The 15,990-nt window shown below is 61.5% G+C and carries 16 protein-coding genes; 8 read left to right on the forward strand and 8 right to left on the reverse strand.

Annotated elements, in window-relative coordinates; all coding sequences use genetic code 11:
- Nucleotides 1-9: 9 nt before the first annotated feature.
- Complete coding sequence (locus tag ACN50D_RS23215; protein WP_037130951.1) at nt 10-585, reverse strand: hypothetical protein; 576 nt, start codon at nt 583-585, stop codon at nt 10-12.
- 148 nt (nt 586-733) lie between these two features.
- Here ACN50D_RS23215 and ACN50D_RS23220 point away from each other — a divergent pair, with 148 nt between their 5' ends.
- Both ACN50D_RS23220 and ACN50D_RS23225 read left to right on the forward strand, forming a co-directional pair.
- Nucleotides 734-1,198, forward strand: coding sequence for a GNAT family N-acetyltransferase (locus ACN50D_RS23220; protein ID WP_003943603.1), 465 nt, complete (start codon nt 734-736; stop codon nt 1,196-1,198).
- A complete protein-coding gene (locus tag ACN50D_RS23225) occupies nt 1,195-1,803 on the forward strand; it encodes a hypothetical protein (RefSeq protein ID WP_003943589.1) in 609 nt (202 codons plus the stop codon). Before ACN50D_RS23220 ends, ACN50D_RS23225 begins: the two co-directional genes overlap by 4 nt.
- Nucleotides 1,804-1,810: 7 nt before the next feature.
- Here ACN50D_RS23225 and ACN50D_RS23230 read toward each other — a convergent pair whose 3' ends face one another.
- Entirely contained in the window at nt 1,811-2,209 is a 399-nt protein-coding gene (locus tag ACN50D_RS23230; RefSeq protein WP_249343251.1) for a hypothetical protein, read from the reverse strand.
- Nucleotides 2,210-2,329: 120 nt separating this feature from the next.
- Entirely contained in the window at nt 2,330-3,226 is an 897-nt protein-coding gene (locus ACN50D_RS23235) for an oxygenase MpaB family protein (protein ID WP_212634040.1), read from the reverse strand.
- 171 nt (nt 3,227-3,397) lie between these two features.
- Here ACN50D_RS23235 and ACN50D_RS23240 point away from each other — a divergent pair, with 171 nt between their 5' ends.
- Nucleotides 3,398-3,856 (forward strand): hypothetical protein, encoded by a 459-nt coding sequence (locus ACN50D_RS23240; protein WP_003943607.1) that lies wholly within the window; start codon nt 3,398-3,400, stop codon nt 3,854-3,856.
- Between the two features lie 152 nt (nt 3,857-4,008).
- On the forward strand, nt 4,009-4,392 hold the full coding sequence (locus ACN50D_RS23245; RefSeq protein WP_058227381.1) for a helix-turn-helix domain-containing protein: 384 nt from the start codon (nt 4,009-4,011) through the stop codon (nt 4,390-4,392).
- Here the strand turns inward: ACN50D_RS23245 and ACN50D_RS23250 are convergent.
- The 3 genes from ACN50D_RS23250 to ACN50D_RS23260 all read right to left on the reverse strand — a co-directional run bounded on the left by ACN50D_RS23250 (nt 4,338) and on the right by ACN50D_RS23260 (nt 8,764).
- On the reverse strand, nt 4,338-5,786 hold the full coding sequence (locus ACN50D_RS23250) for a histidine-type phosphatase (protein ID WP_003943593.1): 1,449 nt from the start codon (nt 5,784-5,786) through the stop codon (nt 4,338-4,340). The two genes, ACN50D_RS23245 and ACN50D_RS23250, sit on opposite strands and share 55 nt — an antisense overlap.
- 378 nt (nt 5,787-6,164) lie before the next feature.
- On the reverse strand, nt 6,165-7,814 hold the full coding sequence (locus tag ACN50D_RS23255) for a class I adenylate-forming enzyme family protein (protein ID WP_007735858.1): 1,650 nt from the start codon (nt 7,812-7,814) through the stop codon (nt 6,165-6,167).
- Entirely contained in the window at nt 7,811-8,764 is a 954-nt protein-coding gene (locus tag ACN50D_RS23260) for a cyclase family protein (RefSeq protein WP_007735859.1), read from the reverse strand. Before ACN50D_RS23260 ends, ACN50D_RS23255 begins: the two co-directional genes overlap by 4 nt.
- A 163-nt stretch (nt 8,765-8,927) precedes the next feature.
- Here ACN50D_RS23260 and ACN50D_RS23265 point away from each other — a divergent pair, with 163 nt between their 5' ends.
- Together ACN50D_RS23265 and ACN50D_RS23270 are read left to right on the forward strand one after the other, a co-directional pair.
- Nucleotides 8,928-9,806, forward strand: a complete 879-nt coding sequence (locus tag ACN50D_RS23265) for a TetR family transcriptional regulator (protein ID WP_307850573.1) — start codon at nt 8,928-8,930, stop codon at nt 9,804-9,806.
- A 46-nt stretch (nt 9,807-9,852) separates the two neighbouring features.
- On the forward strand, nt 9,853-11,580 hold the full coding sequence (locus ACN50D_RS23270) for an oleate hydratase (RefSeq protein WP_212634042.1): 1,728 nt from the start codon (nt 9,853-9,855) through the stop codon (nt 11,578-11,580).
- A gap of 7 nt (nt 11,581-11,587) precedes the next feature.
- On the opposite strand, the gene ACN50D_RS23275 is transcribed toward ACN50D_RS23270, so the two are convergent.
- The gene (locus tag ACN50D_RS23275) at nt 11,588-11,965 is read right to left on the reverse strand and encodes a DUF5313 family protein (protein ID WP_003943558.1); all 378 of its coding nucleotides are present in this window, start codon (nt 11,963-11,965) and stop codon (nt 11,588-11,590) included.
- A gap of 30 nt (nt 11,966-11,995) precedes the next feature.
- Nucleotides 11,996-12,967 (reverse strand): GlxA family transcriptional regulator, encoded by a 972-nt coding sequence (locus tag ACN50D_RS23280; protein WP_212634043.1) that lies wholly within the window; start codon nt 12,965-12,967, stop codon nt 11,996-11,998.
- A gap of 71 nt (nt 12,968-13,038) precedes the next feature.
- On the opposite strand from ACN50D_RS23280, the gene ACN50D_RS23285 reads away from it, so the two are divergent.
- The gene (locus ACN50D_RS23285) at nt 13,039-14,355 is read left to right on the forward strand and encodes an MFS transporter (RefSeq protein WP_030536659.1); all 1,317 of its coding nucleotides are present in this window, start codon (nt 13,039-13,041) and stop codon (nt 14,353-14,355) included.
- Nucleotides 14,356-14,433: 78 nt separating this feature from the next.
- On the forward strand, nt 14,434-15,987 hold the full coding sequence (locus ACN50D_RS23290) for a succinic semialdehyde dehydrogenase (protein WP_003943578.1): 1,554 nt from the start codon (nt 14,434-14,436) through the stop codon (nt 15,985-15,987).
- Nucleotides 15,988-15,990: the final 3 nt, after the last annotated feature.

Below are 15,990 nucleotides of genomic sequence, written 5' to 3' on the forward strand. Positions count from 1 at the left end.
TTCTCGCTGCTAAAACGCTTGAACGAACGAGTACCAGTCGCCGTCGAACTCCTGGTATCCGATCTCGCCGTCGCGGCGGGGCTTGCCGAGATATGGTGCGCCGTCAGGTAAGTACGCCAATCCGATCGAATCGATTAGACCACCCTCGATGTGGAAGCGGCACCCGTTGCCGACGGGCCAGACCTGCAGGACCCGGTAGACGCCAATTGTTTGGTTGTCCATCGACTTCTGGCAATCCGCGGCCACTGCTTCGAGCGAATCTTTCGACAATGCAAACGCAGCACGCGAAGGGACGGACAAGGTCACGAGCGCACCGGTGACGAGCACGATCACCGGCGCGATCGTGCTCAAACGCAGAGTTTTGTACTTCATCCAGCCAATCAGGCTGAGTATCAACCACACTCCGCCCAAACCGAGCAGTACTGAGGCTGCGAGCGCAAAGAACGGAAAGTACACAACCGGCGGCATGAAGGACCACACGATGACGCCGCATGTGAGAGTGACAAGCACTGCGGTGACAATCGCTGTCACCTTCCACCAGGATGCCGGACCTCCGCGCTTAGTTACCGGATCACCGTCAGTCATCGGACAACCCTTGCACACCGCAGTAACTGCGGAGCGGCAACGAACGGAATCGTCCACTGATATACGTCGGGGTCGTCGTGCGTAGATCCGCGAATTGAACATTTTCGGCGCCAGCCAGTCCTCTAATGTCTGAGGGTATGGTCGGATTGTGAACCAGGATCTGATCATTCGCCGCTACCAGCCCTCGGATGAGGACGTGGTCGTCGACCTGTGGTCGCGCGCTGCCCGTGAAGCCCATCCGTTCCTTGCGGGTGAGGGGACGGGCGAACGCGAGCAGAAGATGCGAGAGGTCTATCTGATTCAGGCCGACAATTGGGTCGCTGAGCACAACTCCGCTGTCGTTGGACTGTTGGGAATGATCGGCTCCGAAATCGGGGGACTGTTCGTCGCGCCGGCGTCACAAGGGTTGGGCGTCGGGCGGGCGTTGGTCGAACACGCCACAACCATGCACGGCGAGGTGACACTGGAGGTCTACACGCTCAACGATCGCGCCCGCAGGTTCTATGCGCTGATGGAGTTCGAAGAAGAGGGGCGTCGACACGACGCCGAGACGAACCATGAATTGATCACCCTGCGTCGCGCGGGTCGAGGCTCTTCCCTTTCCCAGGCATGAGAATTACGGATCAGCCCAGCACGGGCCTGACATTGTGCACAGATCTGGCGGCTACCGATTGGCTGGTCGATCAGGATCTTCCTTGGTATCAGTTGGCGGGGCGCGGCCCGATCGGATTTCCGAAGTATGCGCGCTTACGGTTCATCCCCGATCCGAGCTTTCCCGGTCAGAAATCCAATGATGTCGACTTCGATCAAACCGGGCCGGAAGAGAAAGTGCTGATCGGCTTCGCCCTGGATGTGTTGTCCAGTTACACAACCACACCCGACGAGTGCTATTTCTGCATGTGGACCGGGTGGGGGTCGGCAGTCGGTGATGACGTTCCGCGGTTCGAGATCCCCAATCGTGACTACTGGCTCTTTCGTGGAACGCTTGCCGACTACGCCGATTGGAGCGTGGAAAACTCAGCTCGTTGGCCGTGGGGTTCTTCCCCTGATCCGGCCTTCATCTGGCCGGCTGATCATTCCTGGTGCATAACCAATGATGTCGATCCACATTTCGCGACCATTGCGGCCCCCGAGGAGGCCATCATTCGAATTGTGGCTGATTCGCGGATCGACGCCGTGCTCGACGACCCGGATATCGATCCGCCGTATTGGCACTGACGCCCGATCACTTCCAAGTCTCGAGTTCGACTACCAGCGTGTTCCAGCGGACGCCGAAATCGGTAGGTACCCAATTCGTCTCGCAGTACACCGTCGGCCCGTCGAAGACGACGTTGAAGAGACCGGGATCAATTGTCGTCAAGAGTGTTTCGTGTTGAACGAGGTGGCCGGGCCGCTCTTTCACCCGCACGCGCCCGGTGGGCTGAGTGCGGTATCGAGTCCAGAGGTAGCGATCCCACACCAGGCAGCCTCTCAACCGCGTCTTGCCGACGGCTCCGACATCGTCGCCGATCAGTGTCGTAAATCCGTTTCCGAGATGGGCTATGTGCTCAGTGCGGCCGTCGATTGTCACGGTCGCGATGCGTGCATCGATTTCGCAGCACACCTCGGCGGGAAGGTCCAACATTTCGGGACTGGCCCAATAGGTCGTCGGTTCGCAAGTATCGCCAGGCATGGGGGGTGTCGCGCCACGGTTCGAGATCCTCGAGCATCCAGGGTTGCGCCACCGTGCAAGTATCCCAGGTGCTTACGCTTGGGCCTGCTGGTCTGCCTGCAGGTGCTTGACCGGGCATCCCGTGGGGAAGGTGCCGAGGTCTTCGACCTTGTAACCGTTCGGGTAGCTGCGGATGTTGGGCAGTTCGCGGGCGAATTTCCGCTTCGTACGCACGGGGAAGAACCGTAGCAGGCGCGCGCGGACCTTCAGCGCACCGCGTGAGACGACGCGCATCGCAGTGCTCGGGTGCCTGTAGTGGAAGGCGTCGAGTAGGTGATCGTCCATGAGAGCGAAGGCGAATCCCTTGACCAGAGCCTTCGGTGCCAGGTTGTTGGGCGGGAAGGTGCACATCAGGTCGAGGGTGGAATCAGCGACGGCTCGGGCGCCGGGATCGAATGAAAAGTGTTCGCGCTCATAGTCGTCGAGAAGTTTGACGAAGCCCTCGTAGGTGTCAGGAGTGTTTTTGATGTTCATGTACCGACCCAGGTGGCGGTAATAATTCGTCGACCCGACGATCTCGTTGTCGGTCATCTTCCGCCAGCCGTACTCGTCGAGCCATCTGACCGGCGTGACGACGAAGGTGGCCAGGACATAGAGCATGTCGTCGTTGGAGATGTCGTACGAGCCGTGCATCTGATTCATTCGACGCACGCTCTTGCGGCCTTCGGTGCTGCGGAGGCCGTGCTCGAGGATGGCGTCGAGGATCAGGCTGGTGTCGTCGTAGCGCTTCTGAACCTTGTCGGTGAACTCGCCCGTGGAGAAGAGGAGCTTGCCGATCGAGGGGACAGCGTATGTACGAAACAGTGCGAAGCTGAGCGCCTGATTGATGTCCCAGGGAAACTCTTGCGCCGCGAGAATGCGCGACATCTCTTCGTAATCGGTTTCGGGATCGAGTTGATCCGTGCGACTGCGGAGGTCGTAGCGCTTCATCTGAACACTCCCTGGGACTGGTCTGCACGCGGCAGAGATAGGTGTGAGCTGCACCACCGACTGTAGTTCTGACAACACGCGTTGTCTAGGGGGTGTGAATAGTCGTCTTGCCTTCGTTTCGGGCGTTGTACCAGGGGTATCCGGAAAGTGTTGTCGACCCGAGGAGCAGCTATGAGCGTCACACGCACGGCCGGGGTTTTTGCGGCCATCGGACTACCGATTGCCGCGAGCGTCATGTTCGCCGGAGTCGCCTCGGCTGATCCGCCCCACCCTTTCGGCGGCGCCGCCGTCACTATCGGGTGTCCGAATCAGGGGTCGCTGGCCTCGTTGACCGGACTCACCGGCCAGTCCGGGCCAGAATCCAATCCGCCCATCGCCAAGGGTGACATTCGCTTCGATTCGTTCCCGGCCGCTGCACCCATCCCGGCGGCGGGTCAGGTGACCGTTGCGTGGGTCAACACCGACACGGGCAAGTCCGGAATCGTCGACCTGGTCGGTACTTATCCGTACCTGTCCGCGACGGTGAACACCGGCGTCGGCAATGTCGTTGCGACGGCGTTCGGTTCGATCAACTGGGGCAGTAGTCCCATCTGCCAGTCGAATCCGACGATCGGCAGGTTCATAGCCTGATCTTGAGCCTCGTCGTCGCGGCCTGGACGGGCACAGGGTTGGCGGTATCGCGTGATTATCTGTCATCTCGGAGATACCGCCGGGTCCGCCCCATCCCATATTCTGAAACATGTTAGGTGAAAGCATATTTCAGGGATGGAAAAGGTGGCGACGTGAACGGGTCGAGCGCGCGTCAGTTGATGAGCCAGATGCTCGTCGAAAAACGAAACAGTCTTGCGCCCGAAAAGGTCGGCATGCGCTGCGAGGGTGCTCGCCGAATGCACGGCCTCAGTCGGCGCGATGTCGCGCAGATTGCCGACATCAGCTTCAATCACTATCAGCGGCTGGAACAGGGTACGTCCGTTGGTGTTTCGGCTCCGGTTATCGTGAGGATCTGCGACGCCTTGTTGATGGAAGACGACGAGAAGGCGCGCATGCTGGCATTGCACCAGGTATGGGCGCGCCCTCGTCGACCGCTGGCTGGATCCCGAGTTGCCGGATCTCAGGCTGCCGGTGAAATCTCCGGCAGGCAGCGGGCCAGTTCGTCCGGCGTGTAGAAGAAACTCCCGGCGCTCACCGGAGCGCACGGGGCAGCAAATGCTGTCTCGCGCTCGTTGTAGAGCATTCGGACCAGACGCTTACCCTCCGGTCCGGCGTAGACGTCCCACTGCACGTTCGCAGCCATCGGGCTGACCTGTGATCCGCGCCAGGGGTTGTTCGCATAGGTGTAGAGGTCGCCCTCCGCCTGCGAGACGGTGCTTCCCGGCAGTTTCAAGAGTGCTGCGAAGGGGATGATCGTTTCTGCGTGTGCAAACCGGAAATCCGCTCCCGGGACGGCGTCGTCGCCGGTATGTTTCTGCAGGCCGCGCAGGAACTCGTCGCGCAGGACAGTTGCCATCCGGTAGGTGACGTCTTCACCGGTGAAGCCCGGGCCCTTGGCGTAGAAGTCCTCGGCATCGTTCGTGTATGCGAGCCACTGCGCGTCAGCAGGTTCGATGAACCGCTCGAAATTCCACTTGCCTTCTTCGGCCATGCCCGGAGTGATGATGTACGTGTTGTACAGCATGTACGCGGCGTCGACTTCGTTGTCGATCGTGCTGGAACCCTTGCCACGGTCGACGAGTGAGAACTCGCCCGCACTCAGCCGGTTCACGAAGTCCTCCGAGTAGAGCCTGAGCATCATGTGCCGCGAGACCTCGCGGGTGCGGGGAAGATCGGCGATCTGGTCGTCGACGGCTTTCAGTCGAGGATCGGACTCTTCGTAGTCCTTGTAGTCGGCGTTTGCATCCGAGTCGTGGAAGTAGAGAAGGTCGGCATCCGTGGTCACCGGTGCAACATCGCCGGCGACGGCTGGAAACGCACCGGTCAGCCCTTGCGCGAAGTTCTCGGCGCTGTCCACGGCACGGTCCACACCCGACGAGGTCAAGGTGATGGTGCCCTGTTGCGCTGCGATGGCGTCGAACAGTTGGGGGAGGCGTTCAGTGACCCGCGCGCCGAGCTGTCTGTGTTCGGTGATCCCGCGTCCGCTGAGGTTGCCGTACCCCAGCTTCTTGTTGGCGGCCATGAGATCACGGAGGGCCGGGCCGAATTCCTTGCCGACGGGAGTCAATGCGTTCTCGGCTTCGGCGATTTCCCACAGCTGCAGGCTCAGGTCGTCGTACTTCAGGCTCGACAGTGCTCTGGAACCATGGCGCGCAACACTTTCCGTGTACACGGGGGAGTATCCCGTCGGCGGCGCCTGATAGTCGGCGATGCGCTGGCCGGGAGTGTAGGGCGTCTTGGACGTGAAGCCGCCGTCGCTGACGGTTGGTATCTCTGTCGAACCGGAGCTCGAACCGGCGTCGAGCGAACCGAACGGTGACGCCGTGGCGATGGACTGGACGCTGCTGGTGACAAGCACTAGTCCGACAGCGCCGGCAGCGGCCAGCACGCCGAAGCGTGAGCTTCGCATGGTGAGTTGATCCTCTCCGTCGGTGCCGAGGTGACACGACGGAAGGAAAGTTAGAACAGCTAAGCGTCCGAATTGCACCTATTTGCCCATGTGCAGATGGACGCGGGGTTACAAGTTTCGGATTCGCAGAGCTCAGGAGGGTTTGGCGGCAATCCCGATCGACACGGAGAGCGACAAAGCGATGAGGGTCATGGCCAGCCACTGGTAGCTCTTGGGCGTGGGCTGCTTCTTACGTCCGAACTTGCTCACTGATGTCTCCCGTTTGTCCGTGGGTACTCAGCACATATTACTGTTCCATTACCCCAATGGCGCGGTCGACCGGAAACTGTGCGCGATCAGACAGCAGGCGGACCGCGAAGTCCGCCCGCTGCCCCGCGATCAAGAGATCGTGCGCAGTTCCCGTCGCAGTATCTTGCCGGTGACGGTCTTGGGCAGTTCCTCCACCAGCACCACGGAGCGTGGGTACTTGTACGCCGCCATCCGCTGCTTGCAGTGATCGATCAGATCTTCCGGGGTGACGGACGCCCCCGCGACGAGGCTGACAAACGCCTTCACCGTCTCACCGCGGTATTCGTCGGCGATCCCGACGACTGCCGCCTCACGGACTGCGGGATGCTCGGCAAGAACGTCCTCGACCTCGCGTGGCCACACCTTGTAGCCGGACGCGATGATCATGTCCTTCTTACGGTCGACGACGTAGAACCAGCCGGCTTCGTCCATGAAACCGACGTCGCCGGTGTGGAACCACCCGTCGCGAATGGCCGACGCACTCTCCTCCGGCTTGTTCCAGTAACCGCGCACCACCTGTGGACCTCGGACGACCAGTTCGCCGATCTCTCCGATCGGCAGGACCGCACCGCCCTCGTCTTCGATGCGGACCACGGTGTTGGGTACTGGAACGCCGACGGACAGTGCTCCGGATGTGGGGTCGACGGGGGTATCTGCCCCGACGGGAACGGCGTGAGTGGGCGACGTGGTCTCGGTCAGCCCGTAGATGTTGTGCAGCGCAGCACCGGTCATGGCGCGGACTGCTTCGGCGGCTGTCGGCGAGATGGGTGCGCCGCCGGAATACAGCAACCGCATGGAGGTGAAGTCTTCCGGCGCGCAACCCGGAGTGTTGAGCAGTGCGGTGAACGCAGTGATGGCGCCGACTGTGAATGTCGGGCGGTGCTCACGAATCGCGTCGAGCATCACCTCGGGCTGGAAGCGATAGGCCAGCACCAGCGGCATTCTCGCCAGGACGGACACCGCGATGTGACCGATCAACCCCGTGATGTGGAAGAGCGGTGCGACGCCGAGAACCGTGTCTTTCGGGGTGAGCCCCAGCCAGTCACGGTAGACCTGGGCGTTGAAGGTCATGTTCGCGTGAGAGGTCATCGCTCCCTTCGGCGGACCTGTGGTTCCCGACGTATAGGTCAGTACCGCAATGTCTTCCGGTGCAGCGTCGGTAGTGATCGGATCGCCGAGACGATGCTGGTCGATCAGCGTCGCAAGATCGTCGGTACCGAGGTCCTTCTTCACGATTCCGTCGAAAATCCTCGGATCGTTGCGGCTTTGGTACTCGAGTTCCGAGGTGGTGATGACTCGCCTGACCGGCGAGTCGGAGACGACATTGCGGCCGACGGACTCGTAGAGCCCCTCGAGAGCGATCAGAACCGCTGCTCCGGAATCTTCGAGTTGGTATCCCAGTTCTCGTTCACGGCTCATGGGATTGATCGAGACTGCGACGCCGCCGGCTTTCCAGATTCCGGCGAGCGCAAGCACGAACTGCGGAACGTTCTGAAGGAACAGAGCGACGCGGTCACCCTTCACCAGTCCACCGGCTCGGAGTGCTCGGGCCAGGGCGTCACTCTGCTGATCCAGTTCGGCGAAACTGAGTTGACCGTCGAAGTACTTCACAGCCGTGGCGTCCGGATCAGAGCGGACCGCCGCTGCCAACATTTCGAGCATCGTGGGGTGTTCGACGTCGATGTCGGGGGGAACGTCGTTGCGGTACAACGCCAACCAAGGGCGATCTTCGTATGTCATTTGATGGCAACCGGATTCACGGGAGAGCCGCTGGCCTTGGCAACCTTGAGTGGTGCGGCGACGTACAGGAACGTGTACTGGCCGTCGGCCGCGCAGTCCGCGGCCAACTTCTCCAGATCGCAGATCTCGGTGAATACCACTCCGAGGTTGCGCATCAATGCGTTGTGGAGAACCAGTGCCACACCGTTTTCGGGGTCGGTGGTGACCTCGTTGGCAATGGTGTCAGTGACAAGGTTGGGGATCTCCATGTCCTGGAACCACTGCACGAGTTCGGGGCTGTAGATCAAGCCGGGCTCGCAGAAGCCCTCGTAGAAGGCTTCGCCCTGGTCGAAGAACAGCTTGAGGAAGTTGGTGCGGATGACGAGGATGTCACGCTTCTCGATGGTGACGCCCTGCGCTTCGGCACAGGCCAAAAGATCATGGTGCGTGAATGTTTCGGCCTTGTCGAGGTTTTCCTTGCCGCGGAACTTCGCCATGTCGAGAAGTACTGCGCGTCCGACGACGCCACGGTCGGCAATCGGTTCGACGCTGGCCTTCTCGAGGCCGCCGACAGTGGTGTCAGCGGAGTATCCGTTCCACAGGGCGCCGTCGTACCAGACATGGCCGAGTGCGTCGTACTGCGTCGAGCCCTGCAGGAACGCGTCGATCTTGTCGTCCGCGTAATGCAGGCCGCCGGGGAAGTTGGGTGCGTCGTCGCCGTCCCAGCTGCTCTCGTCGAAGATCTGTGTGCGCTCGGCGGGGCTCCGGCCCGGCCAGACCGGATCACCCTTGGGGTCGCCGATGAGCCGTTGAAGCGTGAACACGGAACCCTGCTTGATGGTTCCGACGCCACGAAGCACCTGTCCGGCGTCGAGGTAGTTCAGTGAACCGACCTCGTCGGACTCTCCCCACTTGCCCCAGTTGCTGGGTGCGTCGCGCAGGAGTTCTCCAAGATATGGCGCCTCGGTCATGGTGATTCGATCCTCTCGCTACCGACACCGAACGATCGCTCGGGCGGACCTGGGTCTTTGTGATCCACATCATGTTCAGGCCGATAATCAGTAGTCAACAGGTTCATCGATTGCCGTGGTCATCGCATTGTTGGAAATCCAATGTTCGGGAATACTGAACACTGTGACCGAATTCGAGAATGCCGTCCTGATCGGAGCGTCGATCCGGCAAGCGCGGCGTCACAGCGGGCTCTCGCTGCGTGAATTGGCCAGGCGTCTCGATGTCAGCCCGGCTACCCTCAGCGCTGTCGAGACCGGAAAGACCAGAGTCAGCGTCGACCGGTTGGCGGCAATCGGCGGGATTCTCGGAGTGCGTTTCGACGCTCTGCTCCCGGCTGCGATAGTGCGTCCGCCAGAACAGCCACGATGGGGAGGCGACGACGCCGACCCGAACGCACATTTTCGCCCGAACGAGTGGCGAAGGTTCGGCCCGAGTTCGTTCGATCCGGTGTTGGCGGCCGCGCTCGCGGAGATGGTGAAGACCGGATATCACGGTGCTGCGATGCGTGAGATCGCCAAACGTGCGCAGATGAGTGTTCCGGGTCTGTATCACCACTATTCCAGCAAGCAACAGATGTTGGCCGAAATTCTCGACCTCACCATGGCTGAACTGAACACGAGATCGTTGGCGGCTATCGACGAGGGCGAAAGTCCCTCCGAAAGGCTGGCTTTCCTCGTCGAATGTGTGACCTTGTTCCATATCTATCGGCGTGATCAAGGATTTCTCGGTGCCAGCGAAATGCGCAGTCTCACAGCCGAGAACAGGTTGCGCATCACGGAATCACGCAACTACCAGCAATGGTTGATGACGAAGCAGGTCGACGACGGAATCGCTGCCGGTGTGTTCGGGACGGATCGGCCGCGACAGGCCGCGCGTGCAATAGTCGTGATGTGTGTCTCTGTCGCGCAATGGTATCGGCCGAGCGGACCACAAACGCCCGAGGAAATTGCACGCGACTACGCGCGTTTTGCACTGGATCTGGTGCGCCTTCAGCGACCGTGACGGACGTCATCCGGTTCGGGTGATGCGCCAGCGGGCAAAGGGGTCCATGCTTGGAAGGTATCCGTACCGCGACTCGAGTAAGGAACGAAACCCAATGTCTTCCAAGCTGTCTCACAAGGCCTACATGATCGGTGCCGGCATCGGAAACCTCTCGGCTGCCGTCTATTTGATTCGAGACGGTGAGTGGAGCGGTGAGGACATCACCATCATGGGGCTGGACATGCATGGAGCGAACGACGGCGAATCTGCCGCTACCTTCCAGCACCAGTACGGTCATCGCGAGCTGGGCAACGACGCGGGCTTCGTCAATCGTGGCGGTCGCATGCTCAACGAGGAGACCTATGAGAACCTCTGGGACGTGCTGAGTGTGGTTCCGTCGCTGGACAACCCGGGAAAATCGGTGACGGATGACATTCTCGATTTCGACCACGCGCATCCAACGCACGACGTCGCACGATTGATCGATCGCGACGGCATTCGCAACAAGGGTGAAAACGACTACAAGCACATGCAATTCGACAACAAGGATCGGTACTTGTTGACGAAGCTGATGACGATGCCGGAGTCGGACGAGGCAAAACTCGACGACATCAGTATCGAGCAGTGGTTCGAGGACACTCCGCACTTCTTCACCACCAACTTCTGGTACATGTGGGAGACCACATTTGCTTTCAAGCGGGTGAGTTCGGCGATGGAGCTGCGCCGGTACATGAACCGAATGATTCTCGAGTTCAGTCGGATTCAAACTCTTGCCGGTGTCACCAGATCCCCGTACAACCAGTACGAGAGCATCATCTTGCCGATGCGGGCCTTCCTCGAAGGCAAGGGCGTGAAGTTCGTCAACGAACTGAAGATCACGGAGTTCGTGTTCAAGGACACCCCGCTACGAGACGAGATCATCGTGACGGGACTCGATTACGAAAACGTCCGCACCGGTGAGAAGGGCCGAATCGACGTGGCGGAAGGCGATTTCGTCTTCGACACCAACGGCAGCATCACCGACAGTTCGTCGATCGGCGATCTCGACACCCCGATCGTCGAAGACATGAGATACGCACCGAGTGCGCTGCTGTGGAAGCAGGCCACCGAGCATTTCTACGATCTCGGGAATCCCGACAAGTTCTTCGGGGACCGGGCGCAGAGTGAGTGGACCAGCTTCACCGTCACCACTTCGTCACACGAGCTCATCAACGAGATTTCCCGAATCACCAAGCAGCTCCCCGGAAATGCGCTCAACACATTCGTGGACTCGAACGTGCTTCTGTCGATCGTGGTCCACCATCAGCCGCACTACCACGCGCAGAAGGAGAACGAAGGAGTCTTCTGGGGTTACTGTCTGTTCCCGCGCAAGGACGGCGACTACGTGAAGAAGCCGTTCATCGAGATGACCGGGCGGGAAATGCTGGAAGAGACGCTCGGACACCTCGAGGCGCTCGACGAGAGCGGTGCGCTCGCCGCGCGTCGACAAGAGATTATGGACAGCGTCGTGAATTCGATACCCAGCCATATGCCTTACGCCAGTGCGCTGTTCAATCGGCGCGCCGTCGGCGACCGGCCGCTGGTGGTGCCGAAGCACTCCAAGAACCTGGCGTTCATCAGTCAGTTCGCGGAGCTGCCGTTCGACATGGTGTTCACCGAGCAGTACTCGGTGCGCTGTGCTCAGGTAGCCGTCTACAAGTTCCTGGGGATTCCGGAAGACAAGCTCACCAAGATGCATCACTACGAGAAGGATCCGAAGGTCCTCGCCAAGGCCGCAGTGACGATGTTCCGCTGAGGGGTGCTCAGCGACCGTGCCGCTTCTCGTAGTCCTCGCGAGTGCGATCGGCACGGCGCTGGGCCTTCTCGTCGAGCAATTCGGGATCGAGTCCGTGGCTCAGCAGGCGGTGACGGCGGTAGATGGTCCCGAGCGCCACGACGAAGTACGCGAGCGGGATGAGCAGCAAAGCCATCATGGCCAAGGGAATCCAGATCGGTCCCGGAATCAACAGGAACAGCAGAAGAATCAGCGTCGCCGGCACGGTGAAACGAATGATGTAGCGAGCCTGCGCACCCGGTCCGACCAGATCGTTCCGCACCCAGTCCTGGTACCGGTCGGGGAGCGTCTTCCCCAGGAGGTATCCGCAGTACTGGGGAAAGTTCGGGCGAGTCTGTTCGGCCATGGCCTCCAGGATAGTGCCTGGTACTGCCGCTTACGCCGGTGCCTTGAACGTGCGTCGGTAGGCGCTCGGTGAAACGCCGAGCGCCTCGTTCATGTGTTGACGCATCGATGTCGCGGTCCCGAAGCCGGTTCGAGCTGCAATTGCATCGATCGACAGATCGGATTCCTCCAGTAGTTCCCGCGCCCGATCGACGCGTCTGCTGGTCAACCAGCGGTTCGGTGTGGTTCCGACTTCGTCGCGGAATCGACGGCTGAACGTGCGGACGCTCATGTTGGCGCGCGTCGCCAGGTCCGCCAGGGTGATCGGGTCGTCGAGATGTTCGAGGGCCCAGTGCCGAGCGTCGGCAGTCGATTCCGAAGGCTTGTCGGCCAGGGGGCGTCGGATGTACTGAGCTTGGCCACCGTCGCGCCACGGCGGTACGACGCAACGCCTCGCGACGGTGTTCGCCACTTCCATGCCGTGGTCACGCCTGACGATATGCAGGCAGAGGTCGACTCCCGACGCCACCCCGGCCGAGGTCAGGATGTGGCCTTCGTCGACGAACAGCACGTCCGGATCCACGTTCACCTTGGGATAGACACGCTGGAAATGGTCGGTGTTGCGCCAGTGCGTCGTGGCGCGGAGTCCGTCGAGCAGACCCGCCGCGGCGAGGATGTACGACCCGGTGCAGATCGAGACCAGCCGAGTGCCCGGCCGGATGTGTTGGAAAGCTGCGGCCAACTCGGGGGAGAGGTAACCGTCTTCGTAGGCCGGACCCAACTCGTACGACGCGGGGATGACGACGGTGTCGGCGGTGGCGAGCAACTCGCTCCCGTGGTCGACCGAGATGCTGAAGTCTGCGTCGGTCTGCACGGGATTGCCGTCGACGGTGCACGTCAGGATCTCGTACAGCGGCCGATCCTCGACGTCGAGGGCACGTCCGAAGATGCGCGCCGGGATGCCGAGTTCGAAGGGGATGACTCCATTCAGAGCCAGTACGACGACGCGATGCGGACCAGACATGGCTTGATTCTTTCATATATTGGCAATCTGGCCACTGTTCTCGATCGAATCCGAACTGCAGAATTCTCTCTGTGACTTCTGAGACCGCTCTCCCCGAATCAGGCCAACAGCAGGTGAGCCCGCCGCGCTTTCACCGCGCCTGGTCCGTCGCGATCGTGGCATTCCTGGCGTTGGTCGGTGCGGCGAGCTTCCGCGCTGCCCCATCGGTGCTGATCGATCCGCTGCACGAGGATTTCGGGTGGTCGCGCGCCAGCATCTCGGCGGCCGTCTCGGTCAACCTGATTCTGTACGGGTTGACCTCGCCGTTCGCTGCTGCCTTGATGGAGAGGTTCGGTATCCGGGCGGTCGTCACCTCGGCGTTGGCGCTCATCTCGCTCGGCAGTGGTCTCACCATCTTCATGACCTCGAGTTGGCAGCTCATTCTGCTGTGGGGTGTCTTCGTCGGTCTCGGTACCGGTTCGATGGCGCTGGCGTTTGTCGCCACCGTCGTCGATCGCTGGTTCGTCGAGAAGCGTGGTCTCGTGACCGGCATCCTGACGGCCGGTGGTGCTGCCGGTCAGCTGGTGTTCCTTCCGGTCCTGGCGAAGATCGCCGAAACGTACGACTGGAAGAGCGTCGCCTTCACAGTTTCGTTTGCCGCACTGGCCGTTGTGCCGTTCGTTCTGCTGTTCCTGCGTAACTATCCGTCAGACGTGGGTACGACGCCTTACGGCGCGCCCGCCGATTACGCCCCACCAGCCAAGCCTGTCTACCAGCGCGGCGGTGCCGGAGGCCGGGCGATCTCGGTGCTGGTGATGGCGTCGAAGACCAAGGTGTTCTGGCTTCTCGCCGGTACCTTCGCGATCTGCGGCGCGAGCACCAACGGCCTGATCGGCACGCACTTCGTCCCGGCGTCGCACGACCACGGAATGCCGATCACGACTGCCGCGTCCCTGTTGGCGTTGATCGGAATCCTCGACATGGTCGGCACCATCGCTTCGGGTTGGTTCACCGACCGCATGGACTCGCGAAAACTTCTCGGCATCTACTACCTGTTCCGCGGAATCTCGCTGCTCTTCCTGCCGTTGTTGCTCGCCAACACCGTGAATCCGCCGATGATCGCGTTTGTCATCTTCTACGGGCTCGATTGGGTGGCGACGGTTCCGCCGACCGTCGCGCTGTGCCGTCAACACTTCGGCGCCGACGCCCCCATCGTGTTCGGTTGGGTGCTGGCATCGCACCAGATCGGTGCGGGTCTGGTGGCCTTCTTGGCCGGTCTCGTTCGTGATCAGATCGGCTCGTACGACGCTGCCTTCTTGGTGGCCGGCGCGCTCTGCGCGATCGCTGCAGTCATGTCGTTGTTGATCGCAAAACGTCCGAAAGAGGCAGTATTGGTTGACTCTGTCTGATTCGGCACTGTGATCGGTACCACCGACGGGGTAAGTTGTGTGTAACTCCAAGAACTACTCACCAGTAGGGGTACTGAAATGCCTGCTCCGTCCGCTGCGACCTTCTCGCGGCTCGCCGATCTGATCGCCATCGACAATGTTGCCGATCGCCCGACGAAGTCCATCACCGAGGTGTTCACCGGCAAGGAGCTGGCGACCATCCCCGTCGGCACCGCCGACGACGCACTTGCGGCCATCGCCCGTGCCCGCGTCGCCCAGAAGGAATGGGCCAAGCGCTCCGTCCTCGACCGCGCTGCCGTCTTCCACCGCTACCGCGATCTCATCCTCGAGAACCGCGACGCCCTCATGGACATGGCTCAGGCCGAGACCGGAAAGTCGCGTACCGCAGCTCAGGAAGAAGTCCTCGACATCTCGATGACGTCGCGGCACTACGCACGTGTGGCTCCGAAGCTGCTGCGTCCGCGTCGCGTCTCCGGCATGCTCCCGGGCCTGACGAAGACCGTCGTCCGCTACCAGCCCAAGGGCGTAGTCGGCGTCATCTCGCCGTGGAACTACCCGATGACGCTGGCCGTGTCCGACGCCATCGCCGCGCTGCTCGCCGGTAACGCCGTTGTCCTCAAGCCGGACAGCCAGACGCCGTACTGCGCGCTCGCCTGCGTCGAACTGCTCTACAAGGCGGGTCTGCCTCGCGACCTCTTCGCCGTGGTTCCCGGGCCGGGCTCCGTCGTCGGCACCGCCCTGGTTGAGAACACCGACTACCTCATGTTCACCGGTTCCACCGCGACCGGTCAGCTCCTCGCCGAGCAGGCCGGCCGTCGACTGATCGGCTTCTCCGCCGAACTCGGTGGCAAGAACCCGATGATCGTCGCGGCCGGCGCAGACCTGCGCGAGGTCACCGACGCCGCTGTGCGTGCGTGCTTCTCCAACTCCGGTCAGCTGTGCATCTCCATCGAGCGCATCTACGTCGAAGAGTCCATCGCACCCGAGTTCATCCGCATGTTCGGTGACCGCGTCAAGAAGATGAACCTCGCCGCCGGATACGAATTCGGAATCGAGATGGGCAGCCTCGTCTCCGAGGCGCAGGTCAAGGCAATCTCCGCTCATGTCGACGACGCAGTGGTCAAGGGCGCCACCGTCATTGCCGGTGGCAAGGCTCGGCCGGACATCGGACCGCTGTTCTACGAGCCCACCCTGCTCACCGGGGTTCCCGAAGACGCCGAGTGCTACCGCGACGAGACCTTCGGGCCGCTCGTCTCGATCTACCCCGTCAAGGACGTCGAAGAGGCCATCGCTGCGGCCAACGACACCGAGTACGGCCTCAACGCCAGTGTGTGGGCGGGAAGCAAGGCTGCCGGTGAAGCCATCGCAGCGCGCATCCACGCCGGCACCGTCAACGTCGACGAGGGTTACGCACCGACCTGGGGCAGCACCGCAGCACCGATGGGCGGTATGGGTGTCTCGGGCGTCGGTCGTCGTCACGGCGCCGAGGGGCTGATCAAGTACACCGAACCGCAGACCGTTGCCACCACTCGCGTCATGAATCTCGGTGGACCGCGCGGACTTCCGGCCAAGGTGTGGGCAAAGCTCATGCCTCACGCCATCAAGATCATGTCCTGGGTTCCGGGCCGGTAACGG

It is taken from the genome of Rhodococcus sp. SB1D (assembly GCF_048573875.1).
Taxonomy (GTDB): Bacteria; Actinomycetota; Actinomycetes; order Mycobacteriales; family Mycobacteriaceae; genus Rhodococcus_F; species Rhodococcus_F qingshengii.